This is a genomic window from Brevibacillus ginsengisoli, from assembly GCF_050113715.1.
Lineage (GTDB): Bacteria > Bacillota > Bacilli > Brevibacillales > Brevibacillaceae > Brevibacillus_H > Brevibacillus_H ginsengisoli.
The window spans coordinates 286,342-306,354 of sequence record NZ_JBNJQR010000006.1 but is presented as its reverse complement, the minus strand read 5'-3'; the positions used below and the strand labels follow the sequence as shown (position 1 = coordinate 306,354).

Below are 20,013 nucleotides of genomic sequence, written 5' to 3'. Positions count from 1 at the left end.
TTAGGCACGCCGCCAGCGTTCGTCCTGAGCCAGGATCAAACTCTCCAATAAAGTTGAGTTGATTCTAAACTTCAAAACAGTTTTGCTTGGCTAGTGTTTCATTCACTAAACGTTTATTGTTCAGTTTTCAAAGAGCATCGCAAGTTCAATATTATAATCAATCCTCATCTTCGTGTCAACATTTATTTCGTTGAGTCAGAAGCGACTTTGAAAATATAGCACGAAGCGTCACGATAAGTCAACACTAAATCGAAAAATAAAAAGTTTCCAAATCGTTCAGACCAAAAATGCTTCTTAAAAGGATTTTGATCATCACTACGGAGTGTAGCCTTTATTCCTGACTCTTTCAACAAACAATGGCCTTGTAACCTACCAGTAATGAGCCAAGAACATATTAAATTTAAAGCAAAAAGTCTTCCTGCAAAAATCAGGAAGACTTTTCTTCAAACTAAGGCAATATTTTGGAAACATATTGATCCAACTTGGAAGGATCGATCATCCCAATCACCGTTTGCTGAACGATCCCTTGTTTATCGATAAAAAAGGTCGTAGGAATCGCTTGGATTTTATAACGGTCGGCTACTTCTCCCTTTTCATCCAGCAAGATTGGAAAATCAAACTGATATTTCTTAATAAATTCATTCACGTCTTGTCTATTGTCTTGGCTAGTCAAATTAACGGCATAAATATCAACTTTTTCCTTATATGTATCAGACAGCTTCTTTAAATCTGGGGCTTCTTCCCTGCATGGACCGCACCAGGACGCCCAAAAATTAATGACGATCGGTTTTTCTCTTGGCCCTTCGAATCGATAGGTTTTGCCATCTATTCCTTTCAAGGAGAAGGAACTGGCTTGTTGCTTGGCAGTCGATTTCGATTGAACAGCAGCATCTGTGGATGGTGAGGCTCCATTGCCCAATTGACCAGCTTCCTGGGTTTGCTGTTGCTGTACTTGACTAAGCTGTTGCTGCGCCTGACCAAGTTGTTGCTGTGCCTGCGTCTGCAATTGAGAATGCTTCATTTGACTATAAATCGCAGAGCCAAAAAGGATCGCTAAAACGACAAAGATAAGGATTTTGCGCATGGTTCATCAACTCCTGCTAGAATCCCGTGAAGCCTCCAAATAACTGGATTAATACGGAGGTTAATCGGGTCATCATGTCAGTATATAACAAAAAACCAAATAAAATCATGAGTCCTCCGCCAATTTTCATGAACATCTCGGAGTATTTGACGATCCATTTGATACGGCTCACAAAAAACGTCATGATAAAGAACGGAACGGCAAAACCCAGCGTATAGGAGATCGTATAGGTTAAAGCCCTCGTCGGATCGGTCACCCCAAGGATCAAAATACTCGATAGAATTGGCCCGACACACGGAGTCCAACCAGCCGCATATGTGATGCCCACCAAGATAGAACCAGTATACCCTAATGGTTTATTCTTTAATTCAATTTGGTAATTACGCATCATCCAATCCATTTTGAACAAGCCAACCATCACCAGACCAATCACAATGAGAAGGATTCCTCCGAGTTGTCTAATGAGATTTTTGTAATCTGAAAAAAAGCTGCCGATCCAAGAAGTAGAAAGTCCAAGCGCTATAAAAACGATCGAAAATCCAATAATGAAAAAAAGTGTGTGGGTTATGGCCTGCCTGCGAAAAACCGTTTTTCCTTTTCGAACCTCATCCATCGTTACCCCTGTGATATACGATAAGAAGGAAGGATAAAGAGGTAGACAGCAGGGTGAAATAAAAGATAAAAATCCCGCACCAAACGCGATCCAAATAGTCAGATTTGCTCCCATAACGCCTCCCAGAATATTAATTCCATAGAAATATTGCTTCCTTTTTCTTGAAAAGGTTTAGAGATTGGCGAATTATTTACCAGATAATAAAGGTAGACGCACCTCGAAACGAGCTCCCCCGTATACCTCTGAGTTATCCGCGATAATTTCCCCTCCATGGTCGTCTACAATACGCTTTGTAGTGGATAAGCCAAGCCCGCTCCCCTCGGATTTTGTTGTGAAAAAGGGGACAAATAATTGATCTCTGACTTCAACAGGGATTCCTAAACCGTCATCCTCCACGCTAACCACGACCTGATGAATCGTAGAAAAAACATGAACACTAATCATAGTGCCTTGTTCCGCAAGTGCTTCCAGGGCGTTTTTCATTAGATTAAGCAACACTTGTTTAATTCTGGCTCGATAGCCGTGTATCCAGGTTGTTTTGGTATCCACCTTCAAATTGATGCTGATCCCGTGTCGATTTAACTCAGGCTCTAGCAATCTGATGACACCAATAACCTCTTCAATGATCTGAAAATCCTCTGACACCATTTGGTCATCTCTATACCGGGCCAAAACCAATACATCATTGATCAGTCCATCAATTCGCTCGATCTCTGAGAGTATTACGGGAAAATAGGCATTTCCCTCATTGGTACCTGTTTGTTCTCGAAGCAATTGGATAAATCCTTTGATAGAGGTTAGCGGATTCCGAATTTCATGAGCCATCCCAGCCGCTAACTGTCCAACAGAAGCTAGCGCTTCACGTTTGTTCAACTCATCCTCCAGTGTCTTGAAACGTGTCAAATCGCGAATGATGGCGATTGCTCCCCATAGTTCACCCTGCATATAAATAGGTTTCGTGCTAACCGTACACAACTTGCCAACAATTTCTGTGATGTAATGTCCTGACTCCCCTCGCTCAACGACCCATTGGACGAATCGCTGATGGGCATGCGGCTTGAAAATATCATCAATATTTTCACCAATCAATTTGTCACGATCTACATTAAGAAACTCCGCGAGTGCATGATTCACTTCTTTAATTCGCAGATTCTCATCAATAATGAGGACAGCGATATCTTGAGACAATCGAATCACTTGAGCTAGTTCGTTACTCACCATCTCATCAAACCACTCTTCATCTTTCAGAAGAGACTTCTTCGCCATGGGTTCAGCTTGCATGAAATACTCATAGTCACATACGAACATCTCGATAAATTGATCCAAATATTCCTGCAACAACCGTTCGACACTCAACAGTTCCTGATAATCTTCCAGACTTGTGAAGGTTTCTGCATGCTTCTGCGTTTCTCTTAAAACCGTTTGCCGAAACTGTCTGAAATTAGCGAGGATATGTCTGATCGGAATATTATACTGGACAGTTGACTGGGACATAGTTTTGGCCTTCATCGAGAATTCCTTCATGTTACCCGACTGAATAGCGTTAAGGAGCAGATGAAGGATTTCAACAAAAACTAAATATGTACACGAATGTTCCGAATTGCCTATGAAAGCTGTCATCATTTTGTTCTGATGCGTGAGAGAAGTGATTGTTTGTTCCGCAATCTCAAATGCTTTTCTTCGCAAGATAGAACCAACGATTTCCTTCATAATTAGATTGGTCCTCCCTAATGGGTTCGACGATAATTTTGTCCCCCCTTATTTTACCTTTTACCGAAAATTACTGCAAAGGAAAGTCTCGCAAAAAAAAACACACCACCTATAATGTGATGTGTTTCTTCTCCAGATCATTCGATTGAAAGCAAGTGTAAACCATTATGAATCAACTGGCTTAGTTCTTCGCTATCACTCATAAGCTGATTCAGTTTATCTCTCAAAAGAATCTGAATCTCGGGCAATCGTTTCGCTTCTGTCAATATCTCCAACATTTCCAATCTTGTCAACCAGTCTTGCGGAAACTGTTGATCCAGTTGTTCTAGGATCTTGGTTACCGCTGATTGAACTTCATCTGTTGTCGCTTGACTTTCACGAAGTGCCCGAATCTCTTGAAAGATTTGATGTAATTGCAAGATTTCATCGGGGTAGGCTGGTCTTCTTGTCTTGACATCGGACGGAGAATGAGTTCCAACGGCAAATTCTTCGCGGTCAGCTGCACCGGCAAATACGGAGGTAATTCGCTCACCAATAGCCATATCGAATGTCCCCCACTCCGCTTGGAAGAGTGTTTGCTCTCCATACGTTACGGTGCACTCGTCAAACCCAATGAGCACAACGTTGTCTTGCTCTCGATGAATGTAACGAACAATACCCGTAACGTGAATGCCAGATTCATATGTCAAAGCGGCCTCTTTACCTAATACAATACCAGCATCCAAGAGATCGTGGTCTGTATAGGCTTCAAGCGGCTTTTGCGCATTTTTCAGCTTGCCAATCGGGGAACCAAAACCCTCGTGATGGTACTCTTTCCCGTGGCCTGGCAATTGTTTATCTCCATATGCCAAGGCTGTAGCGCCCGCTGTCTTCAGATAAATGGCCTCTCCCTCTTCATTGCGGACAATTTCATGAAACACTCCGCTTACTTGCAAACCGGAGCTGTATACGGCTGTGGCCACCTGTCCCATCTGTTTGGCTTTTAGCAGATTTTCGGTGCCCCCAACATTCAATGCCATTCCTTTGGCGTATTCTTGTACCGCTTCGATTAGCTGATCGAAATCTCGGCAAACAAACAACTGCGGCTGCGGTTTGGTAATGTCAAAGTCCGTTTGAATGCACGCTTCCAATGAAAATGGAATTTTTGCTACTTCCGGCTTCAAGCAACTCATGCTCTCTCCTACAGAAGAAAGCAACCCCGCACCATATATCTGCGGATTCTTTACATCACCGATCAGTCCGTACTCCACCGTCCACCAGTACAATCGTGAAAGCTCAGTGGCTTCCGAAATTTCTGTTACCGCCTTGACCTTTTCTTCCAGATCTCGTTCCGCTGCTTCCATCTGTTCGATAGTCGCTTCGGGATCTTCCTTTACTATGGACAAATAGCGAATCGCTTCGTACAATTCATAATCTTCACGGGTTGAAAGTGCCCGGGAACCGATATCGCCAAAAATCTTTAGGTATCTGCGATATTTCTCATCTGAAATAATTGGCGAATGTCCAGCCGCTTCGTGAATAATGTCAGGAGCCGGTGTATAGGCAATGTGATCATACTGACGAATATCACAGGCAATCGGTAGGATTCCGTGTGCCTGAAAATCAAAAAAGGCAACAGCCGGTATGAACCCGTCAATCGTAACGGCTCCCCATCCGATTTGGGACAGGGATTCATTCATCTCCTGAATATCAGGTATGCGCTCAATACTGATCCCTGAAGTACGCAATCCTTCCAAGTACGTTTCATGTGCCCTTTTGCCGAGGAAGCTGCTGTTTTGACGCATTACATAACGCCAGACCGCTTGATCGATAGGTGTATAACGAGCATAATCCTGCTCAACCACAAATTGCTTCAGATGAGCTGGGACTCGTACGGGAGTGAAGCTAGATTCTACACGACTCATGAAAAAATGCCTCCTTGGTATTTTTGCCTATCGTGGTAATGTAAGCGTTTTCTTGATACATTCATCATATCATGAACTCTCTGAAAAAAGTGATAAGAAAAGACGACACACTCCAAGATAGGCTCTTTCGCACTTAGACGCTCACACGCTTAATCGCTGTAAAGCGTATTAGTATAAAAGAACGAAAAAAGAGCCGTCTGCTCGGCTCCTATTTCGTGAGTATTATGTTATATCAAACTAGATTAAAAATCCATGTTTTTTTGCTTCAAACAACAATTCTTCTTGGAATTTGGGGTGAGCGATTTTGATTAATTCCTTCGTCCGTTCCCGAATGCTCTTACCTCGCAGTGACGCCACTCCATATTCTGTTACGACGTGGTCCACGTCATTCTTGGAGGTTGTAACAACAGAGCCCATCGATAATTGGGGACGAATGCGAGAGATGGTATCTTTCCTGGTTGTAGAATGCATACAGATAAAGCCTTTACCCTCTGAAGCAAATCTCGCTCCTCTCGCAAAATCTGCTTGCCCACCGCTGGAGCTGTAGTAGAGACCCCCAATGGTTTCGGATGCGCACTGTCCGAAAAAGTCAATCTCGGTTGTCGCGTTAATCGAAACAATGCGTTTTTCCTTGGCAATTTCACGCGGATCGTTGACCAGATCAACAGTGAGGAACTCAACCCCCGTGTTCTGGTGGATAAAATCATATAAACGTTTCGTGCCCAACGCAAAAGTACAAACAATTTTGCCACGATAGGTTGACTTCTTCAATCCTGTAACCACACCCGCTTCGACCAGATCCACAACCCCATCGGTTAAAAGCTCCGTATGAATACCAATATCCTGATGATTGTTGAGACGAGAAAGAATGGCATTCGGAATCGCTCCAATTCCTACCTGAAGCGTTCGGCCGTTATCGATTCGCTCAGCTACAAAATCGGCAATTTTGTAATCGAGCTCACTGATTTCTGGTGCTCTGGCTTCGTGCAGTGGATAATCCACTTCAACGTATCCGGCTACTTGACTGATGTGAATTTGGTTATTACCAAACGTGCGGGGCATTTGAGGATTGACTTCCAGAATGAATGGGACTTGCCCAATAAATGTTGCGATATAATCGGATTGAGTACCTAATGAGAAATATCCGTGCTGATCCATTGGGGAAGCGACTGCCATGACCAGCGAGGCTTTGGTTGTTTCACGGAGAAGCCTCGGCATTTCGTGAAAATGATTGGGGACGAGATCGCAATTCCCTTCCCAGTAAGCTTTGCGAGTCGCTCCGCTCAGGAAGTATGCCACATGTCTCAGGTTTCCTTGGTAAGCGCCTTGAATATACGGTCGTTCTTTTAACGCGTGCATTTGGTGAATTCGCACGTTCCGAAACCTGGCGGCGTTCGCTTCCAAAGTGTCCAAAAGAACTCGTGGTTCACCATTTGCTAAAGGAATCAACACATCGTCGTCGTTCTGAATGAATTCCAATAATTCTTCAGCGGTTCGTTTTTTATTGGCGATTTGTGTTATCACAATTAAGGTCATCCCTTCTTCATCACGAGTGCTTCTCCATCTACGACAAGTGTGTCTGACTGATTCACAATGGTCGTACGGAGTCGAATTTGCCGCTTGGCATCTATTTTCTCTATTACTTCAACTATTACCTTGACGGTGTCGCCAATTTTCACTGGAGCAAGAAATCGACTACTCTGACTTAAATATATGGTATTCGGTCCAGGCAATTTCATCCCTAGCACAGTGGAAATGAAACTGGCGGTCAACATGCCATGAGCAATGCGTTCACCAAAGATGGTTTTCTTGGCGTATTCGGCATCCACGTGCATCGGATTAAAGTCTCCCGTGATCCCTGCAAACTGATAAATGTCGATTTCGGCAATGGTCTTGGAGAATGTCGCTTGATCGCCCAGCTTTATATCCTCATAGGTAAGTTCCTGGATCATTCTGTTTCCCTCCATTATCAATGTAATAAAAGTAACAACTCCTATTACCCTACCATATTCAGAATCGACAGTATTCATCTAAATTTCCATATTTTCTACAATTTAGTGAAAAAAAGAAAAAAGGCGGTCTATTCCCGCCTACGATTGAGCTGTTGCTCTAACATGATGTCCATCAACAACAAATCCTGCAGCGTATCTCGCGGTTGTGTCGTCAGAAGCGCAGCGACAGCCGACATGGCTGCTTTTACCGTATGATACGAATAAAAGGCGTCACGCTCCTCATCGGTCATCGCCGAAAGATCGGATACATCCTGCTTCGGATTGGGAAATTCCGTCTCTAAACCAGCCCGGTCCAGTACGATTAAGGCCTGTTTGATGGAGATAAGCGCTGCACTGTCGCTCATTCCCAGCTCTTGACGCAGCTGATCCCACACCTGAAAAGCGGTTCTCTCCACGCGGTCTCCATTTTCTAAAGAAACAATTCCTTTTTTGCGCCCTTCCTGAAGAAGCCAATCAACAAAAATATCCGGACGAGGTGGAAAGGCAAAGACTTGCACTTTTAATTCCAGCTCGGTTGGAAAGTCCTTAGCGAAACGGGCATGATGAAGGGACATCTCGTATTTGCGCGAAGGGTGCCCTGGAACCGTTACAAATACGGTATCTCCTCGAATCGCGGCAACGTGGAGCTTCGTTCTCGCCGGGACTCTGGCCTGGGGAGCTTTTTCACGACGAATATTTCCTGGGATGAGCTCAAAGCCAAACAAGTGATATTCGATGGGAAGTTCAATCCACGGGATGGGGTCTCTATTTAGAATCTCATAAAGTCCTGTAAAAGTAATCCACTCACCGGGTTTTGACTCGTATCGAACCAACACAGCATGTCGTTCCTCCTCGGGAGGTACATCCTGTTCCCACTCAGATGGACCAGTTGACAACCGTTTATGTTCGACCAACAGGCATTCCTTTAGTTCCAGGCGTTCCAGAAGCTCCCTTCGGTTCACCTGTTCATAGCCAATGCGATAGGTGCGGTTTTTCATCTGACCACCTCCATTCATTCTTCCTATCTAAAGTGTTAGCTTTCTGTTCAAATTCAACCCAAGCCAAGAAAAATCGCATGTCCCTGTACACTTTATTCTAAAATACGCCGATTGCCAAGCCTTTACTTTATGATATGAAGGACAATGAAAAGACGCTCACGAGTGAGCGCCCAAGTTTATTGTTGTCCATTACATTATGGAGTCAGGTTATGCATGACTTGATCGACTGGAACATCTGTTTTGATTAATCCCACTTGTTTCATCCACTCGGCAGCTTGTTGCCAGGAATTCGGGTCTTGTGTGCCAAATGGTTTTCCGCCTGCGTCCATCAGTGGAAGCAGAATGTCTAGACTCTTGTTTTCAATCGTTTTATCAAGCGGGAATTCTTTGGCTTGTTTGTTCAACAGTAAATCGATTGACTGCTCTTTGTGCTTCGCTACGTACTCTTGACCTTTTTGGGCTGCGCGCAGAAACGCTTGAAGAGCTTGCTGTTTTTGGGACAGCGTCTGATCGCTTGTAGCAAGCACAAGCTCAGAAAAATTGGGCACGCCATATTTATGTGGAGCAAAAGCGGTTACTGCTACCCCATTTTTCTCAAGAATCAGCTGCTCATGATTGATGAACCCACCGATCACAGCATCCACTTTTTTGGCTGTCAACGAAGGAATGATATCATAGCCAATATCCACAAATTTAATCTGACTATCGTCTCCGCCGTCCGCTTTGACCATTTGCTTCACAATTTCTTCATCCAACGGAACGGATGGATAACCGACTGTCTTGCCTGCCAGATCTTTAGGAGAATGAATACCGCTGTCCTTACGTACCATCAGCACATTAAGCGGACTGTACACGAGACCGGCAATTGAGACAACCGGAACACCTTCGGAACGGGCCTGGATCATTTGGGACTGATAACTGATCGCGGCGTCTACTTGCCCAGCCGCAGCCATTTTCAAAGGATCGTTGGCATCTGAAGGCATCTGAAGATTCACTTTTACATGCTCCTGTTTAAAATATCCTTGTTCCTCCGCTGCGTATAAGAAGGAATGAACAGCATTGGGATACCAGTCCAGGGCAATGGTAAGTTCCTGATCCTTTTGGTTTGCCGCTGATTGATCTTGTGTTCCAGGTTGTGACGCGCTGTGATTGGCGCAAGCCGACAAAGCAACTGCCAGCGTAAGAGCGAGCAAAAAGTATCCGATGCGTGAAGCTGTTTTTTTCATAGTACTACTCCTTTTCTCATTTAGATGATCGATTGGTTTTACCCGTCCATCTGCGTTCCAGACCAGTGGCGAGTAAAAATAACAGAATCCCCATCGCAGATAGGATCAGAATGGAGGCAAACAAGGCGGATGCTTGAAAGTTTCCGGAAGCTCTTCTGCCGAAGTACCCCAAACCCTCGCTCGCTCCTAACCATTCTCCGATCGTGGCTCCCGCAACACTGTATGTAGCCGCTACCTTCACCCCGCTAAAAAAATGTGGCAAACAGGCTGGCACTTGCAGCTTCCAAAAAATTTGAGCGCGCGTGGCCCCCATCGTGCGAAGTAGATCAACCATTTCTTTGGGAGAGGAGCCCAAACCGTCATAGGTGCTCACCACAATCGGAAAAAACGTAAATAACGTGGCAATCGCAATTTTGCCAGTCAAGCTATAGCCAAACCACATAATAAAAATGGGAGAGAGCGCAATCATCGGAATCGTTTGCGAGATGACAATGTGCGGATAAATGATTCGCTCCCATATCGGACTTAGCCTCATCAGTACGGCCAGCAATACGCCAAGCGCGATGGAGCTTACAAGACCGAGCAGCACTTCTTCCAAGGTGGCGAGGAAGTGTTCGCCGAATAGCAACGAGCGTAACTCCCATAAAGAAACGATCACTTCTGAAGGTTTGGGCAAAATAAACGGAGGGACATTTCCGACACGGCACACGACTTCCCATAACAAAATCATTCCGACGACGGAACAGAAGGAATAGATGAACGTCGTACCTTTTTTGGATGAGCTCATGTGGCAACTCCTCCCCGGTGACTGCTCTCGTCCGTTCGACTTTGAAGCTCTCGCCAGATTCTTTCCCGAAGCAACAGCGTGCTGGCTTCGTGACGTGAAGAACCGCGTACACAACGTTCAGTTGGAACTGGTATCTCTGTAACCGTTCGAATCGGTTTTTCCTTGATCACCAGAACCCGATCAGACAAGAGAATGGCCTCTTCCAGATCATGGGTGATCATGACCACGGTACTGCCGATTTGGCTCCATAAACGAAGCAACCACTCCTGCATCTCCATTCGCGTGATTCCGTCAAGCGCGCTAAACGGTTCATCCAATAGCAACAAGTCAGCGCCAGTCAATGTTGTACGCAACAGGGAGACACGCTGTCGCATCCCTCCAGAGAGCTGCCGAGGGTACGCATCGGCATATTCAATCAAGCCGAATAAGGGAAGCTGCTCTAGGACCTGTTCCCTCGCCGCTTTTGAAGGAATTCCTTGAATCTCCAGCGGAAGAGCAGCATTCTCCACCACCGTCCGCCACGGCATCAATAAGTCCTGCTGCGGCATATAGGCCACCTTGCCCAAGCGGTCGCAGGTGACTTTACCATTTAACAGGATCTGGCCTGTTTGGGGTTGAAGCAATCCGTTGGCAAGCTGAAACAAAGTGCTTTTCCCAACTCCACTCGGCCCCACCAGGCTGACGAATTCCCCTTTCTTCACATCAAGAGATAAATTCTCAACAATCGGGGTTTGATCATACCCAAAGTTCACTCGCTCAAAAGTAAGCTTATCTGCCAAGCTTCTTCACCTCTTTTTCTGCCGGATGAGAAAAGACTTCGTCCCTTTTCGCTCAGTGGAAGTTCGCAAGGAAGAAATAAAGTCCGCTCTTTCACTACGAAAGGGAGTCGCCAAACGCTTCGCGCCCCTAAAGGGGTTGAGTGGCGACTCTTATCCCTTTCTCCGTTCTTTCGCTAGGCTTCACTTCCAAGGAGGCTGCAAGCGGACGAAGTCTTTTCTTGAGTGGGCTTACGCGAATGGAAGGAAAGATTAATTACTTTCCCACTGTAAAGCCATTAAACTTTCCAATATGTAAACAAAAAAACCATCCGACGGCGGATGGTTGTCTGCACGAATATCTCAATCAGTTTCATCATAAATGAAACCGAAATAATAGCTTCGTCTGATACCTCTCCCTCCGCTGGCATAACCCAGATCAGGTTCTACGGTAAGTAACACACTCGTTACACTCTCAGTCGACGATGCTCGACCCCCGTTTGGTACTTGTATGCAATTTGGCTATTCCCACACTACCACGTGGCAGGAATGCTGTAAATATAAATATGTCAGAAACCCACTACATATACTTTATTTAACGGCAAGATCAAAAGCATTCAAGCATTCGTTCAGCCATTCATGCATTTTTCGTTGATCTTGGGTCTTTGGTAAACGCGTCAGCACTTCATTGGTCAGCTTTTTCAAGAAAAACACTTCCGAAAATGTGAACTCGATCTTCATTTCTTTAGGTGGAGATTCTTGTTCCTGCAAATAGGAAACCCCTCCGAGTAGAGATTGGGCGATTGATTCTGTCACCTGATCCATCTCTTGTTGTTGCTTCAAATCATCATAAAATCCGTCAAACATCCGGCATAAAATGAGAAATGCCTGTGTTCCTAAACGGACGATAACCGTGGGATTGTTCATGTCAGACAAAAGCGCTCCTCCGTTCTATCTTGCCAATTCCATTGTTTTACCAAAAGGTAGTTTACACTGTTCATTGAAATGAGACAACCCTCTAGATTTAACTGGTAATATCAAGTAAACTAATACATATATTAACAAGTTGTTTACGTGATTTTCTATCGAAAGGGTGTTCCCAGTGATTCTTTATTTTCTCTTATTCGTAATGTTCCTGTCTTCCTTCATTATGATGGTCATCGGTGTGCTCCCTCGTCCTCACAAAAACATGAAACCACAGCTTAGCCTGACCGCATGCGGACTTGCTCTTCTCATGTTTTCCGTGGTGCTTTATGTAGTGAAGCCGTCCATTTTTTAAAATGGAACGATGAACAGAAAGCCTTAGAATGTCCACTTTCTACGGAGAGTGGTCTTTTTTATCTGAAAATGAGTCTTGACAATCGGGACTCTTGTCAGTAATCTAGCCAAAATTACAAGGAACTGTTCTGTTTCTTCATTGAACCAGAACAGCTGAGAGGAGATCATGATATGCTGCGAGTTGCACCCGTCACATTAATTGGCAAGGATGTTCGACTTGAACCACTCACGCTTGAACATTGGGATGGTTTGTGGAATGCGGCACAGGATGAACGGATTTGGACGTACATGACTTCAAACATCCGGACAAAGGAAGATATGCTCAGGTTTATCCAGACCGCACTTGACAATCAGGCCAAAGGAACGGAATTACCCTTCACCATCATTGATCAACGGAATAATCAAGTCATAGGCAGCACCCGATTTCTTAATATTTCGCCAAAGGATAGCGGATTGGAGATTGGCTTTACCTGGTTGACGCCTTCCGTATGGAAAACAGCCGCCAATACGGAATGTAAATACCTTTTACTCAAGCATTGCTTCGAAACCTTGGGATGTATTCGGGTGCAGCTTAAAACCGATCTGCGTAACCGCAATTCTCAACGAGCGATCATTCGAATTGGCGGAGTGCAGGAAGGCATTCTTCGCAATCACATGATTATCCAGGACGGCTATGTGCGAGACACTGTATTTTTTAGCATTGTACAATCAGAATGGGCTGGTGTGAAAGAGAAGTTAATCCATATTCTTGGGCAAAATACACGTATCTAACACATTTCTTGCCAAAATTCCTGAAGAAGGACTAGAACAAGCTGTTCTCATCGTGTAGAGTAGAAAGGAGTGAAAAAGGCTTTAGAAGAGTGAATTAGTTGAGGTGACTTATTCGTTATGCATACCAATTTACGTTCTTTTCTTGAGCAGCTGCGCAAGGAAGGACAATTAATCCAGATAGATGCTCTAGTCGATCCTCATTTAGAATTGGCGGAAATCCATCGTCGTGTCATTGAGGAACAAGGCCCTGCCCTTTTGTTCACCAATGTAAAAGGAAAGCCCTTTCCTGTCGTCACCAACTTGTTTGGTACAGTGGATCGCGTCAATATGGCATTTGGACCGAAACCGGAACGGATCGTCCGAGAGCTGGTCGGGGCAATGGATCGCCTTCTGCCACCAAAGCTCTCTTCCTTATGGGAGTTGCGAGACCCTCTGATGAGCGTGATGAAAACCGGGACTCGCAATATCTCATCTTCGCATGCACCGGTTACCCAAGTTTCAACAAGGGATGTCGATTTGACCCAGCTTCCCGCATTGACCAGTTGGCATGAGGATGGCGGACCGTTCGTGACGTTGCCGCTTGTCTATACCGAACATCCAGAAACCAAGGAACATAATCTCGGAATGTACCGGATTCAAATTTACGATAAAAATACCACTGGTATGCACTGGCAAATTCACAAGGGCGGCGGTTTCCACCACTTTGAAGCGGAGAAACGCAACCAAGCGCTGCCGGTTACCCTGACGATTGGCGGCCCGCCTGCCATGATCGTATCTGCCATAGCTCCATTGCCGGAGATGGTACCGGAATTGATCTTTGCTTCTCTTTTAATGGGGGATAAACTCAACATGGTGGAAGTGCCAAACCACGCTCACCGAATTGTAGCGGAAGCCGAGTTTGTGTTTGGCGGCGTTGTTCCCCCACATGTTCGACGTCCAGAAGGGCCGTTCGGCGACCATTTTGGGTACTACTCCTGGGTTCATGATTTCCCTGTTTTTCAAGTGAATCAAATGTGGAGACGCAAAGACGCAATCTACCCTGCTACCGTAGTGGGCAAACCGCGTCAAGAGGACTACTTCATCGGCGATTATTTGCAAAGTCTCTTGTCTCCGCTCTTCCCTGTAGTGATGCCAGGTGTAAAATCACTTTGGACTTATGGAGAAACCGGATTCCACGCTCTCGCAGGCGCCATCGTCCGCGAAAGCTACTATAAAGAAGCGATGGCCCACGCCTTCCGCATTCTGGGCGAAGGTCAATTGACTCTGACCAAGTTCCTCATGGTCTCCGATGTTCCTTGCGACTTGTCCAACTTCAAGCAGTTCCTGGAGATTATCCTGGCCAGATTCCAGCCTGAGCGAGATCTGTTAATCGTTAACGACACATCGAACGACACGCTGGATTATACTGGTCGCAAGTTCAATCACGGAAGCAAAGGGGTCATGTTGGGGATTGGCGAGCCTGTTCGCGAATTGCCACATCGCTACCAGGGTGAAGGAATTCCTGGAATCACCCAAATCGAATCCTTCTGTCCGGGCTGTCTGGTGATCTCTGGCCCAAGCTTTGAGCAAGATCCTGAAATCGCCAACCGCCTCGTCGATTATGCGAATCAACACCTTCAGGAGTGGCCAATGATTTGTCTGGTCGATGACGCTACTATCGCCGAGAGAGAGAGCAGCTTCTTATGGACGGTCTACACCCGCTTCGATCCAGCACACGACCTGTACGCCAAAGCATCCATTCTGCGCAACAAGATTCGATACGAAGGGCCACTCGTGTTCGATTCCCGCATGAAGCCGTTCTACCCGGGTGAGGTCCTTACCCACCCTGACATCGATCAATTGGTTACCAGTCGTTGGAAGGAATATTTCCCCAATATGTAAAAAGACAGCACTCAGCAGGTTCATTTGCTGGGTGCTTTTCTTATGTTCACATTGAGTTTGTTACTTGATCACACCTAAAATAGACTGAAAATTCAGTACTCATTTCGACCTATGCCAAATATACTTTAGCAAATTCGACAGAAAGACAACTTCTCTCCCCACTTACGTTTCTGTCAAAAAGATTCAAAGGAGGGATCAAGAATGAAGCTTCAATCAGAAGAAGGCGGTATTGTTACACTGACACGAGAAGGTCTGGATCAAATCAAGGACAGTCCACTTTTTAACGAAGGCTTGAGGCCAACCACGAAGCAAGAGCATCACTGGACTTCGTATAACTTTGCCAGTCTGTGGATCGGGATGGCGATCTGTCTTCCCACCTACTCGATGGCAGCAGGTTTGGTATCGCTTGGAATGAACTGGTGGCAGGCGATTTTCACGATCATATTGGGAAATTGTATCGTCCTTATCCCGATTTTATTGAATTCCCATGCAGGAACCAAGTTTGGTATTCCCTACCCCGTTTATGCAAGGCTCTGGTTTGGGGCAAAAGGGACGCATATCCCTTCGATTGCTCGCGCGATTGTTGGTGCCGGCTGGTTTGGGATTAACTGTTGGTTTGGTGGCGCATCTATCGACACCTTACTTGTTGCCATGAGTGGCTGGGAGAATGTGCCTGGGCACTTAGGCATCGCTTTCATCCTGTTCTGGGCATTGAATGTCTGGCTTGCCTATCGAGGTCCAGAAGCGATACGCCGGATGGAGTTCTGGGCAGCCCCTACTCTGATTGTCATGTCTCTCGCCTTACTCGCTTGGGCACTGACGGCTGCCGGGGGTTGGGGGCCTATGCTCTCCGCTCCTTCCAAATTGACTTCAACCGGAGATTTCTTGAAAATTTTCTTCCCTTCTCTTACTGGAGCTATCGCGTTCTGGGCTACACTTGCCTTGAACATTCCTGATTTCTGCCGCTATGCGAAAAGTCAAAAGGCACAAGCTGTCGGGCAAACACTTTCCTTGCCGACTACAATGGGCTTCTTCTCTTTTATCGGGGTAGCTGTGGCATCCGCAACGGTTGTTTTGTATGGAGAAGCGATCTGGGATCCTGCGGCGATCCTAGCCAAATTCTCACCGTTCGTCATTTTCTTAGGCACGCTTGGAATTGTGCTTGCTACCATTACGACCAACGTAGCGGCGAACATTGTGGCACCAGCACGTGCAGTTGAAAACCTCTGGCCTCGCAAGTTTACCTTTGGCGCGGGAGCCATCATCACTGGACTCTTCGCTTTGCTAATGCAGCCATGGTACCTGCTAGATAATTTCGGTAACTATATCTTCGGATGGTTGGGCACATACGGAGCACTTCTCGGCCCAATTGAAGGAATCGCCATTGCCGATTACTGGCTGGTTCGTAAACGAAGGATCAATCTTGTAGAGCTGTATAAGCCGAATGGAATCTACAATTATCAGTCTGGATTTAACTCCAAGGCGATCTGGGCGCTTTTGATCGGAATCGTCATCCCCTTGCTCGGCAAGTTCATTCCTGCTCTCTCGTTCCTGTGGGATAATGCCTGGACGTTCGGGCTATTCATCTCCTTAATCTGTTACACTCTCTTCATGAAGAAAGACAAGAGCATCCTCACGCTTTCTGACTACCATAACATCACTTCATTTGGCAAGGTAAAAAGAAGCGTTTAGAAAAATGAAGTGCCCTCCTGTGTATAGGGGGGCATTTTGCATGTTTATGTGGATGTAATGGTAATCTCATAGCGAGTAACCCGATCATTCGCATCAAACCAGATCACAAGCCATTCATTATCTATTCCAACAAGCCCTCTTCCTGGACCGAGCCAATAGACGATATTATCTTTCTCCTTAAAATACTCCGTTTCACTTGGATTGCCCAGTAGCTCATAAATCGCTTGCCGGTTCATTCCGCTCAAGTTGTGTCTTTGCAGCAAGTCATCTACCATAAAGACTCGTTTATCTTGCTCAGTTCGCCACCGCTCGTGATGAAACGAATTTTGAAACTCGTGCACTCCCAAGATAAAGATCATGAGGAGAACAGCAAACAAACCTGCGAGCGCTGTGATGAGATAGATCGTTCTAGCTTTCTGTTTCTCCTCGGATGGTTTCCTTCTCCAGCGTAACCACAGCAAGGCCAGTAACACGACAAATGGCAGCACGACAGCAGGAACGCTCACGATGCTGAAGGAGGAATGCAACAAATTGATAATAAAACAATAACCAAGATATAAACATCCACAAAACAAAACATACAAAGTGAGGATGATCTTACCGACCACATTCCACAGGCGTTGTGACTGCAAGTCTATCACTTCTGGATCACCTCTTCAACCATTCAATTTAATCAAGAAACAGCGGGAGGCGAAAACTTACCGTCGTTCCAAATCCCTCCTCCGATTCAACATCAATGCTACCGGACATTTCTTCCAAAAGCTTCTTGCAAATAGAGAGGCCAATCCCTGTTCCTTTTTCTTTTGTCGTGTAGAAGGGTTCAAATAAATGCTGCATCCGATCCTTGGATATTCCCACTCCATTATCCTGCACAGTAATGACCGCTTGTCCTTTTCGTTCGTCAACAGACGTTCTAAGCGACACCTTGCCTCCAACGGATACGGCATCAATCGCATTTTTCACCAGGTTAAGCGCAATCTGTTCAATATGGGTTCTGACCCCCGTCACCCAGCATGACTCGTCGTCATAGCGAAAGGTAAGATTTACATCTTTTTCAATCACAAAATGTTTGGATAATTCATGCACCCGATGTAAAACGGTCTGCAAATGAATCGTCTCAAGCTCGCTGGTAGCCACTTCATTTCTTCTTGCCAAAATCAAAAAGTTGGCCACAAGACCCTCAATCGCTTCGATCTCATCCTGACAGATATCGATATACTGCAAAAATGTTGCGGAGTCGATCTCCCCCTTCTGAAGTCCATGTTTCATGAATTGTGTAAAGCCTCGAATGGAAGTCAACGGATTCCGAATCTCATGGGCCATACCTGCTGCCATCTGACCCATAACGCTAATCTTTTGCTGATGAAGATTCTGGGTAATCTGATTAAAGCTATCCCCAAGATCCAGAAAATCGTTTGAAATGCTCACCTTAGATGACGGAGGGAGATCACCGCTTATGATCGCTTGCGAGGCGTCTTTTAAATTGCGGACCGTTTTTTGCAACGAAAAGTAAACCCGATAAAATCCATAGATCATTACAATTAACATAACAACAAACAAGATGAAAATAGAATTTCTTTTTTTCATTAATGCATATTTTTTATCAAAATAGATCTCTTGTAAAATATTTAAATCTGTTTGATAGAAGGAAAAACAGTCGGTGATTGTGTCTGTGATCCGTTCAAATTGTCCACTCGGTGCTTGGAAATCGACTTGCTTGACTTGGTGAACAATCATTTGACTTTTTTCCTTCAACTCTTTCTCAATGGCTTCGTCATTCATATTATTCGGCAAAACCAATTGATCAATCATCTCAGTTTGATGTTGTAAATCATTTAGCTTAGCGGCTAGAAGTGATTGTAAGGAGATCATCTGCAATCGCTGACTCTCCTGGTAGGAAGGCTGATAGTAACTCATCTGGCTTATTACACGGAACTTCCCTAGTACCTCTGTTAAATCTGGAATGGTCTCCAACATGTGGTCAATGCAATATAAGCTCGTATTTTCTGAGTCTAGCGCCAAATTAGAGGTTTCTTTGACATAATTAACATATTCCAGGATATCTTTTATGTATGTTGTTTGAAGCTCAATCTCCTTGTCAATAGAGTTAGCCCCATCCGATAATTTCACTTCATGCGAGCGCGCTTTGAGGGTCGTCCATTTACTAACCGTTTGTGATTCTACCTCTTTTTTTCGGATAAATTGTTCTATCTCTCGAATGTCTTTCTTGGTTTCCCAATGAATCCCGTTGTACTTCATTTCATAAAGTGAATCATGATTCATGGCCCCGATCATCAGACCCCGTGAGAGTTGCAAATCCTCCACATAACGGATGAGTAACCGACTTAATTCAATTCCAATTTGACGCTTTTTGACAGCGACCAGTTCCGTTTGAAGCTGATTCAAGTATAAATAACCTCCGATAAGAGTGGGAACAAACAGAATAACACCAATCAGGGCGAGCATCTGAAAATAGTTAAATCTGCCGAGAAACTTGAGGTTGGGAAATTTGAAAATTTTGATCATCCGTCAACTCCCTCATTTGATCATCATGTACATGCAGTTCCCAAGAGAGTACCTTTTTTATGACAGTATATAATTTTTCCGAAAATTACTGATTGTCTAAAGATTCGACATTTCTTCTCGGTTACCTTTCCCCTTTGAAAACTCGATGCCTAAGCCTTGGGGCCTCTTATTTACAAAAAAAGATCACGCTCCCTTCCTTCTGCAGGGATTCGTGATCTATTTAAATACAAACATTTTTTCGAGTATTGGCTAGCGAGTATTCTCAAGACGGGAGATGGCAAAGCGATGCAGCAGTCGAATATTGCTGATTTGGTTAGCGGGTTCATAACTAACATAGTATAGAAGATCGGAACGTAAATGAAACAGTATACTGTCGTAGCCTCGTTCTATCAAATATTCGCGAATCTGTTCCCCACTCCATCGCAGCCAATCTTGAGGCTGAAGGATGGAAGCTACGGTATCCATCTCTTCTTTGCTGTATTTCCAGTAGAGGGCCTCATCTCGCAATTCATTTTCTCCATACCTCGAATCCAGTACCTTGGGACGACGCAATTCAAGCCGCTGTTCGAGTATGGCCGCTTGATCCCAGGAGGACTCGGCGTGACAGTATGCGTACTCCGCCGCCACTTGCTGGTTGCTCACGAGATACACTCCGGAGCCAAATACTGCTTTGGCTTGGATACCATCGGCAAAACAGCGCCGTTCATCTCGTAAATATTGCTGTCGCTTGATGGCATGCAAGGCCTCTTGATACTCTACTCCTCGGTAGGCGGTTACAACGATAGGGGTTTTCATCG

The 20,013-nt window shown here is 45.1% G+C and carries 18 protein-coding genes and 1 riboswitch; of the genes, 4 read left to right on the top strand and 14 right to left on the bottom strand.

The window, feature by feature from the left end:
* Positions 1–448: 448 nt before the first annotated feature.
* The 11 genes from ACQCN2_RS14785 to ACQCN2_RS14735 form a co-directional block, all read right to left on the bottom strand.
* Positions 449–1,084 carry a TlpA family protein disulfide reductase gene (locus ACQCN2_RS14785; protein ID WP_426929696.1) on the bottom strand — a complete coding sequence of 212 codons (636 nt, stop codon included), beginning with the start codon at positions 1,082–1,084 and terminating at the stop codon, positions 449–451.
* A 16-nt stretch (positions 1,085–1,100) separates the two neighbouring features.
* Positions 1,101–1,811 carry a cytochrome c biogenesis CcdA family protein gene (locus ACQCN2_RS14780; protein ID WP_426929695.1) on the bottom strand — a complete coding sequence of 237 codons (711 nt, stop codon included), beginning with the start codon at positions 1,809–1,811 and terminating at the stop codon, positions 1,101–1,103.
* Positions 1,812–1,883: 72 nt separating this feature from the next.
* Entirely contained in the window at positions 1,884–3,407 is a 1,524-nt protein-coding gene (locus ACQCN2_RS14775) for a two-component system sensor histidine kinase NtrB (protein ID WP_426929694.1), read from the bottom strand.
* Between the two features lie 137 nt (positions 3,408–3,544).
* Positions 3,545–5,311 (bottom strand): aromatic amino acid hydroxylase, encoded by a 1,767-nt coding sequence (locus ACQCN2_RS14770; RefSeq protein WP_426929693.1) that lies wholly within the window; start codon positions 5,309–5,311, stop codon positions 3,545–3,547.
* A gap of 237 nt (positions 5,312–5,548) precedes the next feature.
* Positions 5,549–6,835, bottom strand: a complete 1,287-nt coding sequence (locus ACQCN2_RS14765; RefSeq protein WP_426929692.1) for an acetyl-CoA hydrolase/transferase family protein — start codon at positions 6,833–6,835, stop codon at positions 5,549–5,551.
* 8 nt (positions 6,836–6,843) lie between these two features.
* Positions 6,844–7,263 (bottom strand): MaoC family dehydratase, encoded by a 420-nt coding sequence (locus tag ACQCN2_RS14760; protein ID WP_426929691.1) that lies wholly within the window; start codon positions 7,261–7,263, stop codon positions 6,844–6,846.
* Between the two features lie 128 nt (positions 7,264–7,391).
* On the bottom strand, positions 7,392–8,300 hold the full coding sequence (locus tag ACQCN2_RS14755; protein WP_426929690.1) for a hypothetical protein: 909 nt from the start codon (positions 8,298–8,300) through the stop codon (positions 7,392–7,394).
* Between the two features lie 194 nt (positions 8,301–8,494).
* Complete coding sequence (locus tag ACQCN2_RS14750) at positions 8,495–9,526, bottom strand: ABC transporter substrate-binding protein (protein WP_426929689.1); 1,032 nt, start codon at positions 9,524–9,526, stop codon at positions 8,495–8,497.
* Between the two features lie 16 nt (positions 9,527–9,542).
* The gene (locus ACQCN2_RS14745) at positions 9,543–10,256 is read right to left on the bottom strand and encodes an ABC transporter permease (RefSeq protein ID WP_426929707.1); all 714 of its coding nucleotides are present in this window, start codon (positions 10,254–10,256) and stop codon (positions 9,543–9,545) included.
* 53 nt (positions 10,257–10,309) lie between these two features.
* Complete coding sequence (locus ACQCN2_RS14740) at positions 10,310–11,092, bottom strand: ABC transporter ATP-binding protein (protein ID WP_426929688.1); 783 nt, start codon at positions 11,090–11,092, stop codon at positions 10,310–10,312.
* 375 nt (positions 11,093–11,467) lie between these two features.
* Positions 11,468–11,578: riboswitch (TPP riboswitch) on the bottom strand.
* 81 nt (positions 11,579–11,659) lie between these two features.
* On the bottom strand, positions 11,660–12,004 hold the full coding sequence (locus tag ACQCN2_RS14735; protein ID WP_426929687.1) for a hypothetical protein: 345 nt from the start codon (positions 12,002–12,004) through the stop codon (positions 11,660–11,662).
* A gap of 166 nt (positions 12,005–12,170) precedes the next feature.
* On the opposite strand from ACQCN2_RS14735, the gene ACQCN2_RS14730 reads away from it, so the two are divergent.
* The 4 genes from ACQCN2_RS14730 to ACQCN2_RS14715 all read left to right on the top strand — a co-directional run bounded on the left by ACQCN2_RS14730 (position 12,171) and on the right by ACQCN2_RS14715 (position 16,690).
* Entirely contained in the window at positions 12,171–12,347 is a 177-nt protein-coding gene (locus ACQCN2_RS14730) for a hypothetical protein (protein WP_426929686.1), read from the top strand.
* A gap of 170 nt (positions 12,348–12,517) precedes the next feature.
* On the top strand, positions 12,518–13,117 hold the full coding sequence (locus ACQCN2_RS14725) for a GNAT family N-acetyltransferase (protein ID WP_426929685.1): 600 nt from the start codon (positions 12,518–12,520) through the stop codon (positions 13,115–13,117).
* A 117-nt stretch (positions 13,118–13,234) separates the two neighbouring features.
* Positions 13,235–14,998, top strand: a complete 1,764-nt coding sequence (locus ACQCN2_RS14720) for a UbiD family decarboxylase (protein WP_426929684.1) — start codon at positions 13,235–13,237, stop codon at positions 14,996–14,998.
* 201 nt (positions 14,999–15,199) lie between these two features.
* Positions 15,200–16,690: an NCS1 family nucleobase:cation symporter-1 gene (locus ACQCN2_RS14715; RefSeq protein ID WP_426929683.1), complete on the top strand. Its 1,491-nt coding sequence runs from the start codon at positions 15,200–15,202 to the stop codon at positions 16,688–16,690.
* 44 nt (positions 16,691–16,734) lie between these two features.
* On the opposite strand, the gene ACQCN2_RS14710 is transcribed toward ACQCN2_RS14715, so the two are convergent.
* From ACQCN2_RS14710 to ACQCN2_RS14700, 3 genes are all read right to left on the bottom strand, one after another.
* The gene (locus ACQCN2_RS14710) at positions 16,735–17,331 is read right to left on the bottom strand and encodes a hypothetical protein (protein ID WP_426929682.1); all 597 of its coding nucleotides are present in this window, start codon (positions 17,329–17,331) and stop codon (positions 16,735–16,737) included.
* A gap of 28 nt (positions 17,332–17,359) precedes the next feature.
* A complete protein-coding gene (locus ACQCN2_RS14705) occupies positions 17,360–19,216 on the bottom strand; it encodes an ATP-binding protein (RefSeq protein WP_426929681.1) in 1,857 nt (618 codons plus the stop codon).
* A 249-nt stretch (positions 19,217–19,465) separates the two neighbouring features.
* The gene (locus ACQCN2_RS14700; protein ID WP_426929706.1) at positions 19,466–20,011 is read right to left on the bottom strand and encodes a hypothetical protein; all 546 of its coding nucleotides are present in this window, start codon (positions 20,009–20,011) and stop codon (positions 19,466–19,468) included.
* Positions 20,012–20,013: the final 2 nt, after the last annotated feature.

Excerpts from the sequence above, each read along its gene's own strand:
- ACQCN2_RS14785 (WP_426929696.1), bottom strand. The coding sequence starts at position 1,084 with ATGCGCAAAATCCTTATCTTTGTCGTTTTAGCGATCCTTTTTGGCTCT.
- ACQCN2_RS14780 (WP_426929695.1), bottom strand. The coding sequence starts at position 1,811 with ATGGGAGCAAATCTGACTATTTGGATCGCGTTTGGTGCGGGATTTTTA.
- ACQCN2_RS14775 (WP_426929694.1), bottom strand. The coding sequence starts at position 3,407 with ATGAAGGAAATCGTTGGTTCTATCTTGCGAAGAAAAGCATTTGAGATT.
- ACQCN2_RS14770 (WP_426929693.1), bottom strand. The coding sequence starts at position 5,311 with ATGAGTCGTGTAGAATCTAGCTTCACTCCCGTACGAGTCCCAGCTCAT.
- ACQCN2_RS14760 (WP_426929691.1), bottom strand. The coding sequence starts at position 7,263 with ATGATCCAGGAACTTACCTATGAGGATATAAAGCTGGGCGATCAAGCG.
- ACQCN2_RS14755 (WP_426929690.1), bottom strand. The coding sequence starts at position 8,300 with ATGAAAAACCGCACCTATCGCATTGGCTATGAACAGGTGAACCGAAGG.
- ACQCN2_RS14750 (WP_426929689.1), bottom strand. The coding sequence starts at position 9,526 with ATGAAAAAAACAGCTTCACGCATCGGATACTTTTTGCTCGCTCTTACG.
- ACQCN2_RS14745 (WP_426929707.1), bottom strand. The coding sequence starts at position 10,256 with ATGATTTTGTTATGGGAAGTCGTGTGCCGTGTCGGAAATGTCCCTCCG.
- ACQCN2_RS14725 (WP_426929685.1), top strand. The coding sequence starts at position 12,518 with ATGCTGCGAGTTGCACCCGTCACATTAATTGGCAAGGATGTTCGACTT.
- ACQCN2_RS14720 (WP_426929684.1), top strand. The coding sequence starts at position 13,235 with ATGCATACCAATTTACGTTCTTTTCTTGAGCAGCTGCGCAAGGAAGGA.
- ACQCN2_RS14715 (WP_426929683.1), top strand. The coding sequence starts at position 15,200 with ATGAAGCTTCAATCAGAAGAAGGCGGTATTGTTACACTGACACGAGAA.
- ACQCN2_RS14705 (WP_426929681.1), bottom strand. The coding sequence starts at position 19,216 with ATGATCAAAATTTTCAAATTTCCCAACCTCAAGTTTCTCGGCAGATTT.
- ACQCN2_RS14700 (WP_426929706.1), bottom strand. The coding sequence starts at position 20,011 with ATGAAAACCCCTATCGTTGTAACCGCCTACCGAGGAGTAGAGTATCAA.